The organism is Arthrobacter sp. YAF17, assembly GCF_052113365.1.
In the GTDB taxonomy this organism is placed as follows: Bacteria; Actinomycetota; Actinomycetes; order Actinomycetales; family Micrococcaceae; genus Arthrobacter.
In genome coordinates this window covers 35,971-57,801 of the sequence record NZ_JBFRDB010000015.1, presented here as the reverse complement: position 1 = coordinate 57,801, position 21,831 = coordinate 35,971, and the positions used below count along the sequence as shown (strand labels likewise).

Here is a 21,831-nt window from a genome sequence, read left to right as displayed (position 1 = left end):
AGGTGTAGGAATGTTGACGACAGCGTCAGCGCGTATTCCGAGGCGATGGGAATAACCAGGCCGACGATGCGAGATGTGGCTGCTTTGGCTGGCGTGGGCATCAAAACCGTCTCCCGGGTCATCAATGATGAGCCGGGTGTTTCGGAAGTCACCCGCGGGAACGTGCTGGAGGCGGCGCAGCGGCTGGACTATCAACTGGACATGGCCGCCCGGAGCCTGCGCCGTGTGGACCGACGGACATTGTCCATCGGACTGCTGCTTCCCAGCGTGGCCAACCCGTTTTATGGGCAGATACACCGGGCACTGGGGGATGTTCTCGCGACCCACGGCATAGCGGTCTTTGCAGCAAGCCTTGATGATGACGCTGCACGTGAAGAGGCGCTGGTCGCTGCGTTTCTCCGCAGGCGCGTGGATGGGCTGGTTCTGACCCCGGTCGCCAAGAGCCAGGGGTGCCTGGTGCCGGAACATTCGAGGGACTTTCCGATGGTCTTCATCGACAGGGAGCCAATCGGTGTCGACGCCGACGCAGTGGTAAGCGACAACGCCGTAGGCGCGGCCAAGGCCGCCGCGCACCTCATTTCCCAAGGACATACTAAGCTCGCCTACCTGGGTGGCCACACCGATATCCAGACGGCCCGGGAGTGGCGGCGCGGGTTCATCGATGAGCTGGGCCGCGCAGGTATTTCCACCGACACCGTTCCTTTCATGGAAGGACTTCGTGGCGAGGAATCCGCCCGTACAGCCGCCAGAGAACTGCTGACCGGCGATGAGCCGCCGACTGCCATTTTCTCTGCACAGAATCTGGTCACTTTCGGTGTCGTGCGGGCTTTGAAGGAGCTGGGACTGAACAGGACTGTGGCCCTGGTCGGTTTCGGCGACTTCACCATCTCGGACATGCTGGACCCCGGCATGACGGTTGTCGCCCAGCACCCGGAGCGCATCGGCAGGGTCGCCGCAGAACGGATTCTGGCCCGAATCGGCGGAGACCGGCAGGAACCGCGGACCTACATTGTCCCCTGTGAGCTGATCCTCAGAGGGTCAGGGGAAGTTCCGCCACCCCGGCCTTGACTGGTGAGCGTACGGTGCCGCCTCTGACAACGAGCAGGCTTCAAGGGTGCAGATAACTGCCAGAGCAGACTTCAAATGACGGCGAATCGAGGTTGAGGCAACCCCCGCTATCGGTGGCCAGCCGACACGGCGGTCCCCGGTAGGGAGCGCTTCGCCGTGCGTAAGGCGTGACGTGCCTTTCATCTTTGAAGGGTTCGAACGAGGGACTGAAGTTCCCAGGATGTGCCGGCGTCGGGTGCCAGCCTCAGTGGGCGCCTCTCGCGATTCTCAGAGCACGCGGGCCCCTCCCTCTGCGACGAGCATTTACGGTCTCTGAGTCCGCACGTCAGGAAACCAGCCCTCCGGGGCTTTCTTCGGTTCCAAGTGTTCGGGGTCGCGGTGCTTTTGCATGTCGCATTTGTAGAACGGGCCGCGTGGGTCCAAGAGGACGTTCATGTGGTGGTCTGCGTGATCCTTGAACCAGACGCTGATGCCGGTCGCTCCGTCCAGTCTGAGGTGTTCCCAGGCCCGCCACAGTGCTTCTACGCGGGTGACTGCTTCGGGGTGGTAGTACCACTCGATGCACCATTTCGCGGCGCGGCCGTCGACGTCACGGACGTACGTCGGCAGCAGCTGCTCGTGCAGGAACTCTTCGGCAGAGCCGTAGACCAGTTCAGCAGTCTTTTGCTCTGCTGAGGGGGCGTCCGCAGGCGTCTCAGTGTCGTTTGAGCTGAATCGGCCGATAGCGCTGTCCATTTCAGGACCTCCTACGTCGTGACCCAGGGATTGACCGCAGGCTCCGCTGCAAAGAGCACGGCCGGTTCTTCGGGGCGGGGGCTGTAGGTCTTGATGGACTCCTCTACGGCTTCCTTGTGCGGGCTGGTGTACCAGGGCATGGTCCGGACCAGTGTGGCGGGTGCGCCGGAGGCGAGGACGACGGCGCGGCCGCGGTCGAGTTCGGCGAGGTTGGAGACGTCGAAGATGCGTTCCTTGCCTTCCTGGCGGGAGCGGCTGGAGCCGGACTTCCCGGAGGTGACGGAGATGTTGGTGTAGCTGTAGTCTCCGATCAGGTCCGAGAGTGCGCGGAGGAAGCCTTCTTCGGCGACGCCGCCGCCGTAGACCTTGACGTTCGCGGCTGACCAGATTTTCCGCATGTTCGCCTCTCCCCAGAGTTCGACGCCCTGGGACCAGGACTGCAGGATGCCCATGACGATCAGGCCCTTGGAGCCGTAGTGGCTGAACTGGTCCGGCAGGGCTGCCCAGCGGACGACGTTGGCCAGCTCATCGAGGGCGAACAGTGCGGGTTTGGGCAGGCGGCCGCCGCTGCGTTCGGCCCGTTCCTCCATTGCCTCAGCGATCGCCACCGTCAGCGCTGTGGTGAGCGGGGCGGCGGAGCCGGCCCCTTCTTTGGAGAGGATGTAGATCGTCTGCTGTGAGGAGGCGAAGTCGTGGGGGTTGAACTGCCGGCGGGCATCTGTGGCTACCGTCGCGCCACCTGTCGGGGTGACCCAGCGCAGGGTGTTCCTGGACTTGAGGCACTGGATCATCTTCTCGGCGGTGCCGAAGATACCGTCGCGTTGCTTGTCGGCAAGCTTTAGCGTGGACTCCAGGCCCTTGTACTGCAGCTCGTAGCCATGCTCTTTGAGGATTTCGATGGGTTCCTGGCTGACCTGCTCCGTCACCCACAGGTAGACCTGTGTGATGGGCAGTTCTCCCAGCGCGGCTGCGAGGAAGTAGGAGGAGAGGATGTCTTCGGCTTTGGGGTCGAAGTAGGCATCCGGCTTGGACCCAGGGACCCGTGAACCGACCGAGAAGTGCTGGGTGAGCTTGTAGGCCTTCTCTTCGTCGGTGACGTAGGAGAGCGGGTTCCACCACCAGTCCGGTTCCTCCTGGGCGATCTTCTGCGGATCGAACACCCACACAGGGCCGGTGGCTTCGCGGACGCCGCGGGTGCCGTCCACGACGTCGCGTTTGTTCGAGGTGGAGACCACAGCTCCGGGTGCGTCCAGGATCGCGGGTATGACCCGCGAGGTCGACTTACCGGTACGGGGGCCCCAGATGTCGAGGCTGAGGTCTTCCCAGGACTGAATGAACGTCTGGCCGGTGGAGACAACCTTGCCGACGACGATGCCCGGGGTGCCTGTCACGCCGAGCCGCTCGGCCGTGGCCTTGGCGCCTTTCTCGGAGAACGCGGCCAGGGATTTACCGCGGCCCAGGTACTGTGCGGCCTTATCGACGCGGGCACGCTTGGATGCACCCTTCTTCCAGGCCACGAGCACGACGATGGCTAGGATCAGGACCAGGCCGGCCATGAGGGCGGCGGCGACGGTGGACTGGACGGGCCAGGGGACCCGGCCCTTGATGAGCCCGGCGACCAGATCAATCGGATGTTTGGGGGGTGAGTCGATGCCGGCCATCCAGGATCCCAGGTGGGCGGCCGCGTAGGTCCCGCCGCCGAAGACGACGATGAAGCCGATGGCCATCCAGACCAGCAGGGCATCGCCGAGACCCATTCCTTTACGGTTCGGTGCGCTCACAGCGTGCCTCCTTCAAGGGGTACGTCAGGGGTCATTGGCTCGAGGAGGGTTTCCGGGGTTTCACGCCACTTCCCCTCGGTGTCGTTGACTCCATCCGGGCCCTGTTCAAGGGACGTCAGGCCCACCAGGACGGGGATGCCGGGACGGCCGCCGACCTTGATCAGGAACTTCCCGCGTCCGGGAGGTTCGACGTCGAGGCCGCGGGAGTCCCAGGCGGGCGGGTCCTGCCAGGAGATGAGCTTCTGCTGCTCCTGGCGGGAGAGTGGAATGGCTGAGGTCAGCAGCGGCATCTCTGAGGCCGGCAGGCCGCCGCAGATCACCATGCCGGAGCGTTCCACGAACCCGCGGGCTTTCATCCGGTCTTCTTCCGCCGGGAGCGCCAGCAGGTCGGACATGGTGTGGGAAATCATGATCTGACCGACACCCACGGAGCGGTTCAAACGGGTCAGGGCGTCCACCCGGTCGACCATGCCTTTACCGGCGCGCAGCGCCCGCCACAGCTCGTCCAGGACGACGAAGTAGTTCCGGCGCGGTTCCAGACCGGCGTCCGCGAGGGCGTTGGCGACGTTGACGGTGCCGAATCCGTAGGACCAGCACGCGAGCAGAATTGCAGCTTGGAGGTCGGTTTCGGTCTCGTCAATGCTGGAGACATCGAAGACGACGGCGCGGTCGCGCATCATGGGGTTGGTGGTGTGCCGGGAGAAGATTTCTCCGAGCTTCCCGCCTCCGGTCAGCCCGAGCAGGGTTGCTTCCAGTGCGCGGGTTTCCTGCAGGTAGACGTTCATGTCGCCGCGGTCCAGTGCAACCTGGCGCAGCTCATCGGGTGCGGAGATGATCACGTCGAGCAGGTCTTTCAGGACCGGGACGCCGTCGAACCGGTCATCGAGGACCCGCAGGGCACGGTCCAGGATCGTCTGTTCCTGATCGGTGGGTGGGTTGTTTCGGCTGATGGTGATCAGGGAGACGACCATGGTCAGGCGCCGGCCGTGCGCGTCGGCGCGGACCCGGGCGGCGTCCTCATGGTGGCTGCTGTCTTCGAGCAGCTGCGCGGCTTCGACGGCCTGGCCGGGATCGAGGATGTTCAGGTAGCCGACGCCGCGGCCGAGCTTGATGACCTGGCCGCCGAGTGCCTGGACCGCTTTGACGTGCTCGCCTTTGAGGTCCCCCAGGATCAGCGGGTGGACGCCCTGTGCGGAGAGTCCGATGAACATCCGGCGTACCACGGTGGACTTTCCCAGCCCGGGCTTGCCCAGGATGAACGCGGAAGGGTTGGAAATCAGGCGTGCGCGCTGGAACCAGCTGATTGGGTCGCAGCAGACCGTGGCCTGGGTTTCCTCATGGCGTCCGAGCGGGACGCCGATCATGGGCGAGGATGCCCCGGAGGAAAACGGCCACAGCCCGCAGACCTGGACTGTGGTTCCCCGGTATTCCTTCACGGATGGGACGAGCTGGGCCATGCCGCCGCCGCGTCCGGTCCAGCCCCGGGCAGATGGGCCGGGCTGGCGGGTTTCCTTCTCGGCCTTCTTCTTCGGTGCGGCTTTGACCGGTGCTGCAGCTTTCCTGGCAGGGCGGGTGAAGAGTTTCATGCGGGCCATTACAGGGCGTCCTTGATTTCGGAGGGCAGGAGGCTGTGTTTGGGAAGGACCAGCCCGAGGGGCAGGGACGCGGCGAACGCGGTGTCCTGGGTGCCGTAGGCCCGGCGCAGTAGCACCCGGGCGGTGCCGGAGGTCTGTTCCACGGCGGCCACGGCATCGGCGAGGCGTTCCTTGTCGGTCACGGTGGCTGTGACGACCATGCCGAAGTTCACCAGCCCGGCGCCCTGGGCTTCCTCCTGCGCGGTCTGCACGGCGGAGCGGGCATCGACCAGGGCGCGGGCGGACGGGCGGTTTCCGGAGGTGATGCGGACGTTGGCGTTGTTCTGGTCCCGCTCCACGACGGCCGCGGCACGGGCCGAATCCATCGGGCGGTACAGCAGCGAGATCCGCTTGCGGTCAATGTCCCCGTGCGGGGCCAGCAGCCGGGACAGGACCGAGGAGTTCACCGAACCGCGCGGGGCACCTGTCATGGTCCATGAGACTGAGAACGCGCTGTCGTGCCGGTAGTCATCCCAGCTCGCCTGCGTCGCGGAGGGTCCAACTTCGCCCCAGGTCAGGGACACCGGGGAGCCGGCGGCGTGAGCTTCGTCAATGATCAGGGCAGCGGGCGGATCGTAGGCGATCCGGACGACCTCGCAGAGTTCCTGCGCGGACATGGGCCGGGCGATCCCGGCGCCGGTGGACTGCAGCCGGGCCGACAGCCCGGGGATCCGGGACGCGAGGTCCCGGGCCACGTCTTCGGGTGTGCGCTTCTTCGATCCGGCCCGCAGGGAGGCGTTGAAGGACAGGGATGCCCAGGCACGGACCGTGGCCGAACCTTCCGGATACGTGTTGATGACCTCGTTGAGCACGTTCTTGGCAAAATCCGGGGCGTTCGGGTCGATGTTCATGGTGACCTCGTTGCGGAGCCGGTAGCCGGAATCCGGTGCGGTTTCGACCGTTACGGCGGCGGCGTCCAGGCCCGCTTCATCTCCGAGGCCGGCGAGCCAGCCGCCCCAGTTCGCCACCCACGCATCGACCTGTTCCGGGTCCACCAGGGACGCACCGTCGGGTTCGGTGGAGAAGATCACGGTGTAGTGGCTGGTGGAAGGCACATGCAGCAGTGCGAACGGGCGCTTGTAGGAGTCGGTGAATTCGTACAGGGTGGACTTCGCCGCAAGTCCGGGCAGCTGGTACATGCCCCACTCCGTGACACCGAGGGGGCCGGAACGGTAGAGATTCGTTCCGGAGGACTTGGAGAGACGGAAGCTCATCCGTGTTCCGAAACGGTCAACAACGGACTGGCCGTGCTTGTCTTTGACCGTTAGCAGCAGAGCGCTGGCCCCGGCCACGGCCAGGACTGCAAGGCCCGGGAACAGGCCAAGAAAGGCGAAGGTGATGATGCCCAGGAGCAACCCGGCCATGACAATGCCGGTGCCGATAGCTCCGAGGTTGCCCAGCCCGGCAGAGCGCGGGACGCGCCAGTTGCCGTAGGACGGTTCCTTGTATTCGGTATTAATTGCTGCCACTGGGGCCCTCCCCGGTTGAATCCTGCGCGGTCTGTTGTGCGGCCTGAGAAACCTTGGACGCTGCTTGTGCTCCTACGGCGACGGCCATGCCGGCCGGGCCGGCGGCCTTGGCCGCACCTGCCGCGGCACCGCCACCGGCAGCAGCTCCTGCCCCGGCGCCGGTAGTGCCTGCTGTGCCGGCCATGGCGCTGGTGGCCCCGGGCGTCGGCTGGCCGCCATTTCCCTTCGGGCCAGGCGTTCCATTGCTGCCCTTCGGCGATGCGCCTGACTGGTTGCTTTGTGTACTTGCCGGTGTCGGGGCGGCATTGCCCTTACCGCTCCCGCTGCGGCCCATGGACACGGCGCCTGTGGCCATGGCCCCGACGGCGGCGCCTGCTCCCGCTCCCCCGCCGGAGGCGACGGCTCCGACCATTGGCGTCACGAAACGCATCAGCGCCGGCAAAGCGAACAGAGCGACGATCATCAACGTGAAGCCCGTGATGGAAGTGATCAATGAATCCTTCCCACTGTTGTTACCCATGAGGAGGAATGCGACCGAGTAAACGATGGCGGCCGCAGGTTTGTAGAGGATGAACGCGATAGTCCAGCCAACTGCTTTCTGGAACCACTGCCTCCCCATCTCGGTGTTGGTGAAGGCCGCGGTGGTGGGCAGGATGCCTGCCAGGATCACCAACATGCCGCTGCGGACCACCATCAGAACGATCTGGACGAGGGAGGCAATCAGACCGATCAATCCCAGGACGATGAGGATGAACACGCCGATCCCTGTCTGGCCGGACACGACCAGGAGGCTCATCGACTCGGCAAAGCCCTTACCGTCCGTGGATCGGTCGATGATGGCTGCCGAGAAAGCATCCGCGGCGATCACCAGAATGGAGATGACCCCCAGACCAAGCCCCGAGACTAAAGCCAGTGTGATGAGCGACCGGAGCAGATCCTTCAGTGGTGCCCCGCGTTGTTCCCAGATCATCCGGATGCCACCGAGAATGACCGCGAGGACAGCCAGCGTCAGAGTCCAGAGCATCAATTCGCTGTTCACCATGGAGACGATGGGAATCGGCGTCGCACCGTCGGAGCTGGCCAGATTCACCGTGGGCATTGACACCCAAAAGGTCGACAGAGTCGTCACCATCTGACTCATGCCCTCCATGATGGCCTTCGCCATATTTCCCATGGCGTCATCAGCAAGCGCTGAAAGCCAGTCCCCTGCCGGGTTCCAGGCAGGCCTCATGCCCCGCTCCAGGGGATGAACCCCGAGAGGTCACGGACTTGCCGAGGCTCCTCCAAAGGCGCGCCATTGTCGGCAACGACGCCCTTCCAATCCCCGTCCTGCCAAAGCAGAGTCGTCCGCACCGAAGCAAGCGCTCCGGTGTCCGCCTTGAATGCCAGTTCCACAACGGCCTGATTTGCCGTGTATGAGACGTTGAATCCCGCTATCTGGATCTTCACGGCCGAGGCAGGCGCCGCAGTCGCGGGCGTCTTCATCCCTGCGTCACGGCCGGGTCCTTTGGCTGCAAGCTGCTCTGCGATAGCTCGTTCTTTGGAGGGGTCGATGCCCAACGCCCAAAGGTTGACGGCCGCGTACAGCGCCCCTGTTGGTGTGTGAGCGAAGCACGACCGGATGCCCTGACCGTCCGTTTTTCCGGGGCCTATTTTCGGGTCGGTTGGTGCGGCCATTGTTCCGACGAGTTCCCACTTCGTCTTGGGTGCCGCTCCCAGCGATGACTCCGAGGAGGAAGGCAGGCCACAGATACTCTTTTCTGCTGTGGCCGAAGCGCTGGGGCTGGCTGTAGCCGAGTTGCTGGATTTCGCCGGAGCCGGTGCCGGCTGGGCGGTGTCCTGTCCTTTGGGGAGCAGGAAGATGACGACGGCTGCTGCAATCAGCGCGACCACCAGCGCGGCAGCGATGATGAAACCGGGTTTGGTGAACGGATTGCTTTCGGTGGTGCTCTCTGTTGACTGGCTCATGGTGAACCTCCCGTTGTTGGTGCTGGCTTAGACGAAGGCGCGAACGATGCCGGCGGCGCCGGTGATGATGATGCAGCCCATCAGGACCCAGCCGAGCTTGCCGATGGCTTGGGCTCCCTCGCCGCGCTGGAGCTGGATGACCATGCCAATGCCCACGATGATGACTCCCAGGACGCCAAGGACCAGTCCGATGCCGGAGGCCCAGTTCAGGATCGTGAGCAGGCCACCCGCCTGTGCCGGGACAACCGGGGTGGGGTTGGGGATGAAGCTCGCTGCAATTGCGGAGATGGAGTTCATGGTGAGACCTTTCAGTGCGTGGTGCCGGGTGTGGTGTTGCTAGCCAGGGCGGCCAAGTCAGTGATGAAGCGTTGGTATTCGCGGGCCGGCGGCGGGGCGGAGTCTCCATGCCGCCAGGCTTCGACCCAGGGCAGGGTCCAGAGCCGGGGTGCGCCCCCGCCGACGATGGCGGCGAAGTCACGCAAGGGTTTGGGAGTCTTCCCCGGTGCGTCCGCCAGGACGGCGAGACCGAGCAGATCAACCGCAGGTGCCGCGCCTGATGCCCACTGCGTTAGGGCGCTCTGTGCAGCTGTCAGGCCGCGCATGTCTGCACGGCAGACCAGCAGCACCCGGGGCTTGCTGCCGTCCTGGAGAACGGGCCAGCAGTGACCGGTCGCCCGTGCCCCGCCGATCAGGTCAGCGATGCGGCTTTCACCGGACCCTCCGTGGGCGCCGGTGACCCACAGCGCGGCGGAGCCTGCGACGGTGCGGCGGCCAAGACGGTCTGCGGCGTCCGGTTCAACCATTCCCCGCAGCGGCTCACTGATCACGGCCGGCGGCGGCACGTGCGCCTCCGGGGTTGCTGTCTCCGCGCCGTCGGCGGTGGCCGGGCGGGTGATCCAGGGGTTCAGGGACTGCTGCATGGTTCCTCCTCTCGAAGTTCGGTGGTGGGTGGTTTAGAAGCCGGCGGCGACGGCGGCCGCGGCCGCGAGCCATGCCCGCTGGGTGGCGGGCTGGAGGGCTTCGTAGCGGATGGGGCCGTTGACCAGGGCCGGATCGTAAGGAATCCGGACAACGGCGCGGACGAACGGGGCGAAGCCGTCAGCGATCCGCTGCGCTTCGTCCTTGGCCCGCTTTAGGGCATCCCCGCTCATGCTGCGCTTGGCGTCGGTGGACTCAGAGACGATGACAACGGCGTTGCGGGCCAGTTCCGCGTCGTGGCCGCCACGGGATTCCAGGGTCTGCAGCGTCAGTCGGGCGGCTTCTGCGCGGTCCTCGATGGCGGTGACGGGGACGACGAGCTGGTTGGTGTGGTCGATCATCCGGCGCCAGTTCGCGGCCCGGGCGGTGTTGCCGGAGTCCATGACCACGAGCCGGTAATAGCGGGTGAGGACCTGGTGGGCGATGTCGACTTCCTCGGCGGTGACTTCGTGGTCCCCTTCTTCGTTTTCGTCCGAGCGCAGGACGTCGAATTTGTCGGCGGTCTGGTGATGGACGAACTTGGCGATTTCGGCCGCGTTTGTTGACGGGGAGAGCAGTTCTGTTGAGGCGTCGATCAGGTCCAGGACGCTGCGGTCGTGGGAGCCTTTTTCCGTCCGCCAGCCGAGGGTGCCCTGGGACTCGTTGTTATCCCACGCGACCGTGGCGGCGCCGCTGTAGCGGGCGAGGATGGCTGAGAGCATGACCACGGTGGGGGTCTTGTTGGCCCCGCCCTTGCGGTTGACGACTGCAATGGTCCGGGGGCCGGGCCAGTGCTGGCTGACCGTGCGGATGTCCTCGCGTTCGGTGAGTTCTTCCTCTGAGGGGTCCATCCGCAGTCCCAGGCGCGTGAGGGTTCCGCGCCAGCCTTGGGTGGCAGGTTCCAGCACCGGGGCGCTGACCAGGAACGAGGTTTCCTTCAGGCTGCGCCGCGTCGGCGCAGCTTCCTCAACACCGACAGCTGTCTGCGGTTCCGGGTTGGCCGGCACCGGAACGGTATCGGCTGCGACGGGGGCTGGTGGCCACGGCTGGGCGTCCACCTGTGCTGCAGGGGCAGGAGCTAGCGCGGATTCTGCTGGAGTGGCCACGGGCGCCTGTGCAGGGACGGTCTCAATGATCGCCGGGACGACTGCCTTGGGTGTGGTTTCGGGGGCTTCTGCCCGGCGGCGGGCCGGAGTTGGCTCGTAGGAGACAGATTCAATCTTGTTGTCCGGGTGGACGATGAGTTCGCCGTGGCCCTCGGGATCCTCGATGCGGACCCGTACGGGGCGCTGGAGGGTCTGCGCTTCGCCGACGATGAGGGCCAGGGCGTTGTTGCGGAGTTCCTGCACGGAGTCTCCGGCGGGGACGATGCGAGAGTTGCCCGCGACGACGACCTCGGCGGTGCCGTTGTCGCGGACGATGGCCCTGATGTTGGGAAAGGCCATGACTTCGGTTGGTGTAGTACCCATGAGCTTCTTCCTTACGTGTGTGGGATGGAGGGGCGGCGTTTAGGACGAAGGCGGGGTGAGCCGGTTGACCTTCCACGGGGCGTCCTTGCCCGAGCGGAGCAGCTGCACCGTGTAGGTCCCGGCGTTGGTGGGGACCGCTGCCATGACGCCGAAGCCGTTGGCTTCATCGACGTTCAGGGTGGCGGGGCCGGTGACGCGGCTTGCCGGGATGTTGGCCGGGTCCACTGCCGAGTAGTCAGCGGTGGCCTGCGGGGTCAGCCACCGGGCGAGGTCATTAGCCCACTGCTTTTCCTCCACCATGGGGCGGGCGAAGTCCGCCATGGCCTTCCCTGCCACTTCCACCGCGGTGTCCTTGCTGGCCTGATCCCAGGTGATGCCGATGGTGGCCGGGACGGTACCCCCGGGCGCCTGGGGTCCGCTGTTGGCGCTCAGTGAGACCGGCGCGGACGCTGCGGGCTGGCTGGTTGATGCCACCGGTGCCGGCGTCGTGTTCGCCACCGGTGCGCAGGACACGCAGAGCAGCGCCACGGCGAGAAGGGTCAAGGGCTTTTTCACTTCTTCTCCTCTTGGGTGGGCAGGTACAGGAAAGCGGAGGGGACAGTGTTGGTCACTGTCCGGGTGTAGTAGCTGTGGTCCGCCGGGGCCGGGTTGCCGTTGTAGCCCTCTTCGACGTAGGTCCCGTTGTCCTTGACTTCCTTGACCACCGCGACGTGGCCGAAGCTCGGGTCCGCTCCCCCGGCGCCGGGCGCGTACCAAACAACGACACCGGCCCGGGGTGTGCTGCCGGAGGCCCAGCCCTTGGCGTCCCAGCCGGCCTTCCAGGTCAGGGCAGAGCCGAGGCCCTGCCCGTCCGGGCGGAAGGAGCCGTTGAGGAACTTGAACGGTGCGCTGGTTGAACCCATCTGCTGGTTCACCCGCCACAGGGCGAAGTCCACGCACTCGCGGTAGTACATGCCGAGAGGTGAGGTGCTGGCCGAGTTTGCCCCGACCTGCAACCAGGTCGGGGAGTTCTTCCACGGGTAGTCATCCCCCGCGCCCGGCTGTCCCGGGATGGCGCAGTCGCTGCCCTGCAGGGAGAACTTCGAGTTCGAGAGCGCCTGGACGAGTTTGACGGCCTCGGGCCAGTACCTCTGGTAGTGGTACGGGTCGGCGTTGCGCTGGACCCTGTTGCCGGCAATGGTCGGTTCCAACAGCTCCCAGCCGGCCACGCCTTTCAGTGCTTTGATGAAGTTGGTTGCGCTCGTGGTGGGGTTCATGCGGTCTGCATAGGAACCCCACGCGCCGTTGTCGCGCTGCTGGAACAACCCGCGTGAGTCCGGGCCTGCACCGTCGCCGGTATCGAGCACCCGCAACCCCGACTCCCCCAGGGCCACCATTACGCTGATCATCTGCCCGTTGACCGACAAGTCCTGTGCCTTCCCGGCACCCATGATGGCTGCGGCATTCTGCAGCTGTTCCTGCGTATACCCCTCAACCTTGGTGGTGCCGTCGATGACGACGGAAACCGCCGGCCCGCAGTCGGCCGCCGCAGGTTTGGCGGGGGCCAGCAACAGCAGCATGGAGAAGACCAGACCGGTCAGCACCACGGGTACCGCTACGGCGGCTCCGGTGCTGAGCATCTTGGACGGCTTCACGCTTCCCCCTGCGCTTGTGTGCTGGTACTGCCTTGCGGTCATGGATCGTAGGCGGGCCCCGGCTAAACTCGATCCCAGAAGCTACGATGGATTAATACAAGGTTTGAATTATCTGAGTTTGTTTAATTATTGGTTCAATCCTAACAGGTATTGATCACCCGCGCTTGTCTCATGCCCTTTGTCTAAGGAGTGTCCGTGCCTGTCTCAGCCGCCGAATTTCGGGAGTGGTTGGAAGGGCGATCCCTCAGCCCCTCCCCGACTGCGCTGAGTGCGTTGACCGGTATAAATCGGGGCACTCTAAACAACCAGCTCAGGCGCGGAAACGTTGCAGAGTCCACCGTGATTGCCATCGCCAGGGCCACCGGAATGAACGTCATCGACGCGCTCAGCGTCTTCAGTCCGTACCAGGTCATCAAGACCCGGCCCATAGAACCGTCCTCCGCCGAGATCTTGAGCCAGGTCCATCACGCCGACCTCATGGCCGAGCTACAGTTCCGCACGTCCAAGAAGCACTATCCCCGCGAGCTCCGCAAGGGAATCGACCTCATCCCCTTCCCGCATGACGGCTCAGTCCGGACTTGGATCGACTCCATCGACCCGGGGGACATTCGCCAGCAAATGTCCCAGGAAACAGGCATGGCGCTTACCTACATCGCCACCCAACTCACCGAAAACAAGCTGAACCCGTCTTTGGCGATTGCAGCCTCACGAGCAGGTGGAGGCTCGTTCGCCACCGGACTTGTGGTGACGGAATTGATCACGCCGGCCGAAGGCGGCTGGCAGATCAGGGCTCGCGAGGATGAGCTGCTGGAAGTTTCCGACGATGTTTTGGTCGAGGCCATTTCTGCCCGGATTCATCTACTGCAGCGGCGGGTGAAGCAGCGGAAGGAAGCCCGCGAATACGCGGAGAAAATGACGGAACTCCTGGGATGAACCCGCTCACCGTCGTCCCGGTAAGTTTGATGCTTATTCTTCTGGGCAGCCTGACCTTCAAACGCATCAACACTCCCGTGCTGGGACACCAGCACGCACTGCAGGGGAAAGCCAGCAGCATCGCCCTGTCGGGCATCCTCCTGACTCTCGCCTATCTCCTGCTCCTGCCCCCGGTCTACATGGGCGTGGAAGCACTCGTGCCGCTCACCAACGGCACCGACCTGATCTCCAAATACTTCGCCCTCGTCGCCGTCGCGTTCCTGGGCGGGCACCTCAGCACTACCTACGCCTCACCGTTCGCCCGCCGGTGGACTGTCGGGGCGCCGGGAGCGGCCATGCTCGGTATCGTCGCTACGGGCCTGCTGGGCACCCTCCTGGCGACCAAAGCCCCAAACCCGTCACCGCAGCTGCTGGACTACGCTGCTCAGCCGAGCGTGCGCCTGAATACATGGCTCGTGCTGGCCTACGTCGCCTACATCGTCTTCCCCCTCATCAAGCCCGCCTTCGAGGACTCCCGTAAGAATCCACTGAGAATCGGCCGGATCGCGTCCGGACTGATCGCTGCCGGCTTTGCGCTGTCACTGGTACGCGCCTTCACCTATCCGGTCGAGCTAAGCGCGACCGGCGACGCCACCTACCTTTTCATGGTCGTTTCCTATATCTCCACGGCCTTCGTAGTGATCGGCCTGGCACTCTTCGCCTACGCCCGGAAAAACCGCGCTGCACAGACTGAGCTCGGCTCAGCCCTCTCCATCGACTAGAAAAGGCTGCCTCATGGACCCCACGCCGCAAGATGCCCAACAGGCCGTCAAACGCATCCTCGCCGAGGTCAACAATGAAAACGAAGCCGCATACCGGGTCATCTTCGAAGCAGTGAAAATCTGCATCGCCGCCGGGATGAACCGACGGGAAGCCGCAAGATTCCTCGGCGTCCAGGCCCGACGAATCGACCGCCGCGGACAGTACTTCCGCTCACTCCTGGCAACCAGGAACCTGTTCCGTGGCGCACGGAACGCCGGCGGCAGCGCATATGCCGATGCTGCTGACGTCGAAGCCATCGTTCGACGGGCCTGGAAGCGCTGAACCGCGCCGACAAACGCCCCATATCTAAAATTTTGCGAGGTTGTGACATATTTGAGTCATGACTTTCTTGATTGCCCGCCCGGTCGATGGCGGCCACGGCGTCCCATGACGGGTTCCGCGGATATTGTCGCGACACGACGCCAATATCCCACTTAAGGCAATCTGATTGATATTGGCTGGTGCTCGGTACACAAAACTTAGGAGGATCCATGGCACAGATGCATAAGGGCGATCGTCTGACCGTCACATCCAAGATTCCGCGCGCGGATGCCATAAAGCTCACCAGGGTTGTCGAAATAACCTCTGAGAGCCGCTCCGAGCTGCTCGCGCGGCTGTTGCACGAGCACCTAAGCACCATCGACCTTGATGCCCTAGAAGGCCAGGAGTCCCTGCCTATCGCTAAGGCCAGTTAAAGACTGAAGGCCCGCACTAGGCGGGCCTTCAAAAAGTATGACGTTCAGATCCGAATCTTGGCGGACAACGATCTGAACTTAACAAGCTCCCCGCGAGGGGCGCTCCATTTGCTATACCCCGAAAGGACTAGCTGTTGTCTATGGTACCTGTCGCGACCCTGCCGTCAATAACTGACGCGCTGCAATCCGCGCGTCAAGTCACGCCCGCTATGGCATGGGCTCTCGCTCCCTTAATCGCTGGAGCACCGACTTACCGCCCGGGACGATGGATCGGCGGGCGATTCCAGTATCCGCGGCCGCTAAACCCTCCCCGGATCACCGCTTCCCTGCCGAAACAGCCGGCGGCCGTTCCCATTCACGGAGCAGATGGCTCCGTTGCGACTCTCTGCCTTGACCTGGACACTTCCAAAGCGCTTCAGGGCGTCGTCGACGACGATGCCCGACACCTCGGGGGCATCTTGGAAGGCTGCGGTATCCGCTACATCGCGGACTACTCCCCCAGCGGCGGACGCCACCTCTACATTCCTCTGGCCGAGCGCATGGAAGCCCCAGCGGCTCGTGAGTTGATCGAAGCCCTCGCACTGATAGCAGCCAGCCTTGACCCCAGCCCGCACCAGAACGTCACCGACGGCTGTATCCGGGTCCCGGGAAGTGCCCACAAACGCGGCGGCCACCAGATACTCGTCACGCCCCTGAACGAGGCATACGACGTGCTGCGACGCCGCAACCCTGTCCACGCTGTCGCGGCCCTCCGACGCCATCTGGCACCGGAGCTCAAACGTGCACGCGAGCTAAAGGCCCGCGCCGCCAAGATGTCAGCCCCGGCGACGGCGAGCGGTGTCAGTCCGGTCCCCTTTGGCGGAAGCCAGTCCCCACTGCGCCTGGCGGCCCGCACCGGCCTGTACGACACCGCCAGGTACGCCAGCCCGTCAGAAGCCCGCATGGCGGTGCTGAACCACTTCGCCTCCTGTGGCTGGACCCTGGATCAGGTCCGTCTCGAACTGGGGGGCCAGTTTCCCGGCCTCGCAGCCCTCTACACCGACGCCGACCGACAGGAACGCCTCCTCGATAAAGAGTGGGCCGAGGCCCGCCGCTGGATCCAAAAACCGGGAACCCCGCGAGCCGGCAGAAGGAATGCCCGTATTAACGACACAAGCCCCCCAGTACCCACAGGGGGGGCCAGCAGAACCAGCAGCAAAGCTGGTGCACACCAGCTCGTAAATGATCTTGAAAATGTCCTCTACGCAGTCCTGGATCACAGACTCAAAGAACGCGGCCGCGAAGGCCTCAGCCTGCGCCTGCTGCTTCGCGCAGTACTCGGCTACATGCGAACTATGGAAACCGACCTGCTGGACGTAGGCTGCCGCACCTTCGCCACTGCATTGGGCAAACACCACGGCACCGTCTCCAGGCTGCTCCCGATGCTGGAACAAGCCTCAGACGGCATCCTGACCAAAATTGCCGATGCCCGCGGCCGCAACGCCGATACCTACGTGATCCAACTCCCCCAGCAGTTCGAAGAACTTGCCCGGGAGCTCTCCTGGCGCAGCGGAAAGATCCATGGCATCCGCCCTGTATTTCGTGCCCTGGGCGACGTCGCTGCCCTCGTCTACGAAGCCATCGAACGCGGACGTCTCTCCCCCACCACAGCAGCAGTCGTTCGGTTCACAGGCCTCAGCCGCACAGCCGTCGAAACGGCACTTGCCGCCATGAGCAGCTACAACATGATCGAACGCCGGCACGGGCAATGGAGCATCACGGCCGGGACCAGTCTGACAGCCCTGGCCCGGCGGCTCGGTGCACTTGACGACGCCGCCGAGCAGATCAGTACCCACCGAAAGCAACGCGCAGCCTGGCACGCCTGGTTGGACAGGAACCTCGCGCCCGAACTTGCTGAACACGAAGTGGACGAACCTGACTCCGACCTCTACTGGATCCCTCCCTCAGAAACCGAACAGGACTTGATCGGGACGTTGTGGCGAGCTGCGTAAAGCGCCGGCGTTGGTAGACCATATGGATCCAACAGATCACGTTGGTAAGTGTTTGCTTGCTTCGCCGGTTTCACAAGTGAAAAAAGCGAAGACAGGAAACCCAGTAAATCCGGCAAAGCAAGTTGGTAAGTGTTTGCTTGCTTCGCCGGTTTCACAAGTGAAAAAAGCGAAGACACGGAAACAAGCTTCACAAGTAAAGCCGGTGTTACTGGCTACGCTGGGATCACTCTGGAAGGGGATTTGATGAAACACGATCTGGACCGCGGTGCCTTAAGCCGCGTTATCGCGGTAATCAACGGCAAAGGCGGGGTCTTCAAGACCAGCTTGGTGGCCAACGTAGGCGGACTCCTCGCTGAGGGCGGATCGCGTGTGCTCCTCGTGGATCTCGACCCTCAAGGAAACCTTGCAGAGGATCTCGGCTACGCCGACCAGGGTGACGGCGGTAGAAGCCTGGCGGCTTCGCTGTGTTTCGGGGGAGAGCCCGACCTGCTGACCAGCGTCCGACCCAACCTGGATGTCATTGCCGGTGGACCCCATCTTGACGATGCTGCGGCATTCCTTGGAGCCAAAGCCCAGAAGGATCGTGACGCTGCGCAGCTGGCGCTGGCCAAACTGCTTGCCAGCGTCGCGGGGGAGTACGATCTGGTCCTACTCGACTGCCCGCCCGGAAATGAGCCCCTGCAGGCTGCTGCGGTAGCGGCCGCCCGCTACGCACTGGTACCGCTGAAGACTGATATGTCCAGCCGTAAGGGTGTCGCTGCCGTTGCGGCACGCATGGACAGCGTTGTTGGCCTCAATCCCTCTCTGGACCTTCTGGGCGTCGTCCTCGTCGGTACCGGTACGAATTCCAAGCAGGTTCACAAGGTCACCCGCGACCACCTCACCGCCGATTTTGGCACAGACGAAGTGTTATTCCCGATGAGCATCCGCCACGCGGAGGCTACGGCCCAGGCGTGCCGTGAGCGTGGATTGCTGGCTCACGAGCTCGAGCGGGAGCTCAGCAAGGGACCGAAGTGGTGGGAAGTCCTGCGAGGTGAAGCGAAGGCCGGCAATGCCGGCCCAAAGTCGGCTTCCAGCGTGGCCGAAGACCTCCATGCAGTCGCCATGGAAGTAACCCGTCGCATCGCCGTCGCAGAATCACAGGAGATCAACGCGTGAGTGCCGAACCGACACCCAGCCGACCCGCACTCGGGTTGCCCCCGCGACGCACAGCAGCGCCGGCCGCCGAGGCGCCGCTGGCACGGATGCTCCCCGGACACCGGCCAGAGACACCAAAGAAGGCAGAACCCAAAGAAACCGAAACAGCGAACATGACGGTGAGTATCCCAGCTGCGTTGCGAAACCGGGCCCGGGCCGCCTACCGGGCGACCAGCTACGCCGAAGGGGATAACACCTGGAGCCACTTCGTGGCGAAAGCCATAGAAGCAGAGACGGCGCGCCGCGAAGCCGAACACAATGACGGTGCCATGTACCCGTCATGGGGTGAAAATCTTCCCGGCGGTAGGCGACTCAAAGATGGCTGAGAGCACGGCCTGATCGTTGAGGCGGCCGCCCGCCGGGAGAACACAGTATGCATGGCCGCACCGCCGCCAACGGCATGTGAGCGGCGGCGGACGAGAGTACGAGTATCTCAGATGGGATTCTGTGCTTGACCCAGCCGCTATCCACACGGCTGAACTCCGAGGCTGGGGGTCTGCCCTCAGTGCGAGGCTTCGTACTGTTCCATGATTTCAGCCTGGATACGGCCGCGGGTATTGACTGGCAAGCCTTGTTCGGCCGCCCAAAGCCGGACCTCGCGGGCATTGGATGAAGCTGGACGAGTTGTCCGTGCCCGCCCGCCAGTCTTTCGGGCGGCCTTGGTGTAACGGCTGAATGCTTCACGCAATTCGCCTGCATGAGCATCATTGAGATCGATTGCGTATTCGACGCCGTCAAGGGCAAACGAAAGTGTCTCACTTGCCTTGGAGCCGTCGAAGTCATCTTCTAAAAGGGTTACTACTCTTTGTGCCATAAGAAAAGCTTAGGGCTTTGTAATCGCGCCGGATGACTGTTCGCTACTAACGAAGGCCGAGGGAACGCCAAGGAGTTCAGAGGTGTCATTTTTTCTCGCCGGGGGCTAACCGGCCGGTGGAGTTGAGCCCTGGGACATAGATACGGTCAGTCGTTCCACAAGCGAACGAACCTCCTTGTGCACGAAGGCTGGAAGATTCTCGACCTCGAAATCGTGGGAAAGAAGCAGACCCAGGACCGCCGCTTCGTCCAAATCATGCTGTTGGAAGAGCTGGCCGATCTGGACTGCCGAACCACGGGACAATCCGTTGGCTATGAGGGACATCTCCGTACGCCTTGTCACCCCGAGCTCAAGCATGAGACGTATGTCGTCCATGAGATCCGGGACGTCAGTACCGCGTCTGGCAGCTTCCGACCCAACGATGTCCGAGTAGCAAGAGAGGTACTTAGGGGCCTCGAAACGGGCTATCTTCTCGACCTGGCCCAGAACAGTTCGGATCAGGGTTGGGTAGTTCACCTCCATCTTGCGGTCTCGTTGGTACTTTGCTCGGCCCTCGATAATGGTTCGCAATGGCCGACCACGCATCCAATGAATTAGAAGATTGGCCACGGAGAGGCGATAGTCACCATTCCCAAAAGGCCCTCCTAAGTGCTCATCGATAACCGCCAAGGCGTCTCTATACGACTCAAAGGCATCATCAGCTCTTGGGTCGACGAGTTGGATGCTCGCGAGATCGGCCGATTCGATCGCTTTTCGCAATCGCTCCATGGACAGTGGGCTCACCCCAAAGTGACGTGCGACGACCTCATGGTCCACGGAGATGTTTTCCAACATGTGGGCAACCAACGTGTCTAGATCGCCGGTGTCGCTGGCGCTCGTGTCCAGTCCAGGGATTTGGCGGATGCTCCGCCCACGAATTGCTTCGGAAGTTATGAAGCTTAGGGTCGACTCCGTCTCTTGTGAAAATTTCGTCCTTTTGCCAGTTTTTGGACCACCGTCCTCTATGTATTCGATTACTGCGCTCGGCGCTTCTAACATAGATTTTGCAGTGACACTGATTGGCATCCGGACGCGATCCGTGGGAACGCTTTTCCACACATTCGGCTTATCGGTATCGACGCAGAATATGTTCCCTTGAAACTCTGTTCCCCACCGACCAGCTCTACCAGCCAAGTTCCAGAAATCAGCAGTTGACATGTCATTGGAAACCCCCTTCTTAGGATTTCTGACAAAAATATTACGGCATGGGAGGTTAACGCCTTCCAGCAATGTAGAAGTGCAGGCCAGGTACTTAATATTTCCCTTTTTGAACTGCTCTTCAATGCGGAGCTTGAGGCTGAGGGGTATGTCACCATAGTGGAACGCAACCCCACGGAGAACGTAAGACGCTAGGAGGTACTTCTCGTGAATTGTTTCCCGAATGAACTCACTGAGATCCGCTAGTTCATCCGACGAACTATCCGTAGCAGGTCCAAGTAGGCCGTAAATTTGTCTGGCGAAAGATTCAGCTTCTGCAGGGCCGTTGGCGTAGATGAGATTTCCACCATCGCCTCCGAGCGCATGCGCCAGATATGGTAGTTTCTGACCTGCAGATGGGACATCGGGCAACTCAACGGTTCCGAGGTCATGTTCCTGACCCCTGTACCTTGTGCGCAGAAGATACTGTTTCCCCTTGCGGGGAACCTGGTTCACGTAGATGAGATTCTGCGTAACAGTCACAGATTCGCCGATGATATGCCTGCCAGGTACGCTCCCCGTTGCGGACTCCACTAGGATCTCAGGATTTTCGGAAAGAGGGCTTGCAAATATTACCTGAGCCGCTGGATTTCTGCTGGCGCATTCTGAAATGACCTGTGAGAGCAGAATCCCTCGTGAGTTACTCCCCAAGTTTTGAGCTTCATCCACGAATAGAAAATCCGGAATAAAATCGGAATTGCTAGTTAAGTGAATGTGCAGTCTCTCCTGAGTGAATACAAAGACCGATGGCATTGTTGAAGTGGCACTCTGAAGATTCCAGGGAAGGGTTTGTATCGTGACTGACGGACCTAGTTCAGCGCGGAGGCCAGTGCTGACTTCCTCGATCAACGCGCGAGTCGGTGCAAGGTAAACAATCTTTATGTCCGGGTTACGTGTGTGGCGTTCCTTGATCCAAGTCCGAACGATGAAGGACTTGCCGGCCGACGTCGGTGCCGAGATGCTCAGCCATCCGGGCTCCTGCGCCTTATCCCAGAACTCCTTCTGAAAAGTGTTCAGCACAAACGAGTCGTCAGAGGAGTCCACAGTTAGCTGCGAGACGCGCGCTCCGGCGTCCAATCTCAGGTCTAGAGGAGCACTGTCTAGCGCCGTCAAATCCGCGATTCCCTTCGCGCCGGCAAGCTCTTTGGCCCGAACGTTACCCTCACGCTCCAAAAGCAATACGGCCGCCGTCTTCTGCTCGGCCGTCGCCATGTTTCCTGCAAGGAGACAAGATTGGGCAACACGCAAGACCGCCTCGTTGGCGGCTTCCTCTTCGTAAGCCGTAAGTGCACTGGCGCACATTAGAGCGAAGTTCCAGTCGACGGGTTCGACGTGTGGCCCTCCGGTCACCATGCCTAATTCCTGTCGGAGTGTGAGCACGGCTGCGCTGGTGAGAGATTTTCGAAAGCCCGGAAGGGACAGGACTTCTTCGACGAAGTTCACGACGCT

At 62.8% G+C, this 21,831-nt stretch carries 22 protein-coding genes; 9 read left to right on the top strand and 13 right to left on the bottom strand.

Annotated elements, in window-relative coordinates; translation table 11 throughout:
• Nucleotides 1-66 precede the first annotated feature (66 nt).
• Nucleotides 67-1,068, top strand: coding sequence for a LacI family DNA-binding transcriptional regulator (locus AB4Y67_RS13685; protein ID WP_441406346.1), 1,002 nt, complete (start codon nucleotides 67-69; stop codon nucleotides 1,066-1,068).
• Between the two features lie 303 nt (nucleotides 1,069-1,371).
• Here AB4Y67_RS13685 and AB4Y67_RS13680 read toward each other — a convergent pair whose 3' ends face one another.
• Genes AB4Y67_RS13680 through AB4Y67_RS13630 form a run of 11 tightly spaced genes read right to left on the bottom strand, consistent with a single transcriptional unit; the run spans nucleotide 1,372 to nucleotide 12,700 of the window.
• Nucleotides 1,372-1,803 carry a DUF4913 domain-containing protein gene (locus tag AB4Y67_RS13680; protein ID WP_441406319.1) on the bottom strand — a complete coding sequence of 144 codons (432 nt, stop codon included), beginning with the start codon at nucleotides 1,801-1,803 and terminating at the stop codon, nucleotides 1,372-1,374.
• An 11-nt stretch (nucleotides 1,804-1,814) separates the two neighbouring features.
• Nucleotides 1,815-3,584 carry a type IV secretory system conjugative DNA transfer family protein gene (locus AB4Y67_RS13675; protein WP_441406318.1) on the bottom strand — a complete coding sequence of 590 codons (1,770 nt, stop codon included), beginning with the start codon at nucleotides 3,582-3,584 and terminating at the stop codon, nucleotides 1,815-1,817.
• Nucleotides 3,581-5,179 (bottom strand): ATP/GTP-binding protein, encoded by a 1,599-nt coding sequence (locus tag AB4Y67_RS13670; protein ID WP_441406317.1) that lies wholly within the window; start codon nucleotides 5,177-5,179, stop codon nucleotides 3,581-3,583. Before AB4Y67_RS13670 ends, AB4Y67_RS13675 begins: the two co-directional genes overlap by 4 nt.
• A complete protein-coding gene (locus AB4Y67_RS13665; RefSeq protein WP_441406316.1) occupies nucleotides 5,179-6,687 on the bottom strand; it encodes an SCO6880 family protein in 1,509 nt (502 codons plus the stop codon). The genes AB4Y67_RS13670 and AB4Y67_RS13665 overlap by 1 nt, the downstream gene beginning before the upstream one ends.
• The gene (locus tag AB4Y67_RS13660; protein ID WP_441406315.1) at nucleotides 6,674-7,918 is read right to left on the bottom strand and encodes a hypothetical protein; all 1,245 of its coding nucleotides are present in this window, start codon (nucleotides 7,916-7,918) and stop codon (nucleotides 6,674-6,676) included. The genes AB4Y67_RS13665 and AB4Y67_RS13660 overlap by 14 nt, the downstream gene beginning before the upstream one ends.
• A complete protein-coding gene (locus AB4Y67_RS13655; protein WP_441406314.1) occupies nucleotides 7,915-8,655 on the bottom strand; it encodes a hypothetical protein in 741 nt (246 codons plus the stop codon). Before AB4Y67_RS13655 ends, AB4Y67_RS13660 begins: the two co-directional genes overlap by 4 nt.
• A 27-nt stretch (nucleotides 8,656-8,682) precedes the next feature.
• Nucleotides 8,683-8,952: a hypothetical protein gene (locus AB4Y67_RS13650; protein ID WP_441406313.1), complete on the bottom strand. Its 270-nt coding sequence runs from the start codon at nucleotides 8,950-8,952 to the stop codon at nucleotides 8,683-8,685.
• Between the two features lie 11 nt (nucleotides 8,953-8,963).
• Nucleotides 8,964-9,575 (bottom strand): DUF6668 family protein, encoded by a 612-nt coding sequence (locus tag AB4Y67_RS13645; protein WP_441406312.1) that lies wholly within the window; start codon nucleotides 9,573-9,575, stop codon nucleotides 8,964-8,966.
• A 33-nt stretch (nucleotides 9,576-9,608) separates the two neighbouring features.
• Nucleotides 9,609-11,081, bottom strand: a complete 1,473-nt coding sequence (locus AB4Y67_RS13640) for a chromosome partitioning protein ParA (RefSeq protein ID WP_441406311.1) — start codon at nucleotides 11,079-11,081, stop codon at nucleotides 9,609-9,611.
• Between the two features lie 39 nt (nucleotides 11,082-11,120).
• The gene (locus tag AB4Y67_RS13635) at nucleotides 11,121-11,636 is read right to left on the bottom strand and encodes a hypothetical protein (protein WP_441406310.1); all 516 of its coding nucleotides are present in this window, start codon (nucleotides 11,634-11,636) and stop codon (nucleotides 11,121-11,123) included.
• A complete protein-coding gene (locus AB4Y67_RS13630) occupies nucleotides 11,633-12,700 on the bottom strand; it encodes a CHAP domain-containing protein (RefSeq protein WP_441406345.1) in 1,068 nt (355 codons plus the stop codon). Before AB4Y67_RS13630 ends, AB4Y67_RS13635 begins: the two co-directional genes overlap by 4 nt.
• A 354-nt stretch (nucleotides 12,701-13,054) precedes the next feature.
• On the opposite strand from AB4Y67_RS13630, the gene AB4Y67_RS13625 reads away from it, so the two are divergent.
• The 8 genes from AB4Y67_RS13625 (at nucleotide 13,055) to AB4Y67_RS13590 (ending at nucleotide 18,658) form a co-directional block, all read left to right on the top strand.
• Nucleotides 13,055-13,648, top strand: a complete 594-nt coding sequence (locus AB4Y67_RS13625; protein WP_123256258.1) for a hypothetical protein — start codon at nucleotides 13,055-13,057, stop codon at nucleotides 13,646-13,648.
• Nucleotides 13,645-14,409 (top strand): hypothetical protein, encoded by a 765-nt coding sequence (locus AB4Y67_RS13620; RefSeq protein ID WP_441406309.1) that lies wholly within the window; start codon nucleotides 13,645-13,647, stop codon nucleotides 14,407-14,409. Before AB4Y67_RS13625 ends, AB4Y67_RS13620 begins: the two co-directional genes overlap by 4 nt.
• 13 nt (nucleotides 14,410-14,422) lie before the next feature.
• Complete coding sequence (locus AB4Y67_RS13615; RefSeq protein ID WP_441406308.1) at nucleotides 14,423-14,731, top strand: hypothetical protein; 309 nt, start codon at nucleotides 14,423-14,425, stop codon at nucleotides 14,729-14,731.
• A 209-nt stretch (nucleotides 14,732-14,940) separates the two neighbouring features.
• Entirely contained in the window at nucleotides 14,941-15,144 is a 204-nt protein-coding gene (locus AB4Y67_RS13610) for a hypothetical protein (RefSeq protein ID WP_354149624.1), read from the top strand.
• A 458-nt stretch (nucleotides 15,145-15,602) separates the two neighbouring features.
• Entirely contained in the window at nucleotides 15,603-17,135 is a 1,533-nt protein-coding gene (locus AB4Y67_RS13605) for a hypothetical protein (RefSeq protein ID WP_441406307.1), read from the top strand.
• Between the two features lie 22 nt (nucleotides 17,136-17,157).
• Nucleotides 17,158-17,379: a hypothetical protein gene (locus tag AB4Y67_RS13600; RefSeq protein ID WP_441406306.1), complete on the top strand. Its 222-nt coding sequence runs from the start codon at nucleotides 17,158-17,160 to the stop codon at nucleotides 17,377-17,379.
• Nucleotides 17,379-18,293, top strand: a complete 915-nt coding sequence (locus AB4Y67_RS13595) for a ParA family protein (protein WP_441406305.1) — start codon at nucleotides 17,379-17,381, stop codon at nucleotides 18,291-18,293. The genes AB4Y67_RS13600 and AB4Y67_RS13595 overlap by 1 nt, the downstream gene beginning before the upstream one ends.
• An 86-nt stretch (nucleotides 18,294-18,379) precedes the next feature.
• The gene (locus AB4Y67_RS13590) at nucleotides 18,380-18,658 is read left to right on the top strand and encodes a ParB family protein (RefSeq protein WP_168223089.1); all 279 of its coding nucleotides are present in this window, start codon (nucleotides 18,380-18,382) and stop codon (nucleotides 18,656-18,658) included.
• 176 nt (nucleotides 18,659-18,834) lie between these two features.
• Here the strand turns inward: AB4Y67_RS13590 and AB4Y67_RS13585 are convergent, their stop codons facing one another.
• Both AB4Y67_RS13585 and AB4Y67_RS13580 read right to left on the bottom strand, forming a co-directional pair.
• The gene (locus AB4Y67_RS13585; RefSeq protein WP_441406304.1) at nucleotides 18,835-19,146 is read right to left on the bottom strand and encodes a histone-like nucleoid-structuring protein Lsr2; all 312 of its coding nucleotides are present in this window, start codon (nucleotides 19,144-19,146) and stop codon (nucleotides 18,835-18,837) included.
• Nucleotides 19,147-19,251: 105 nt separating this feature from the next.
• Nucleotides 19,252-21,825: a DEAD/DEAH box helicase gene (locus tag AB4Y67_RS13580; protein ID WP_441406303.1), complete on the bottom strand. Its 2,574-nt coding sequence runs from the start codon at nucleotides 21,823-21,825 to the stop codon at nucleotides 19,252-19,254.
• Nucleotides 21,826-21,831: the final 6 nt, after the last annotated feature.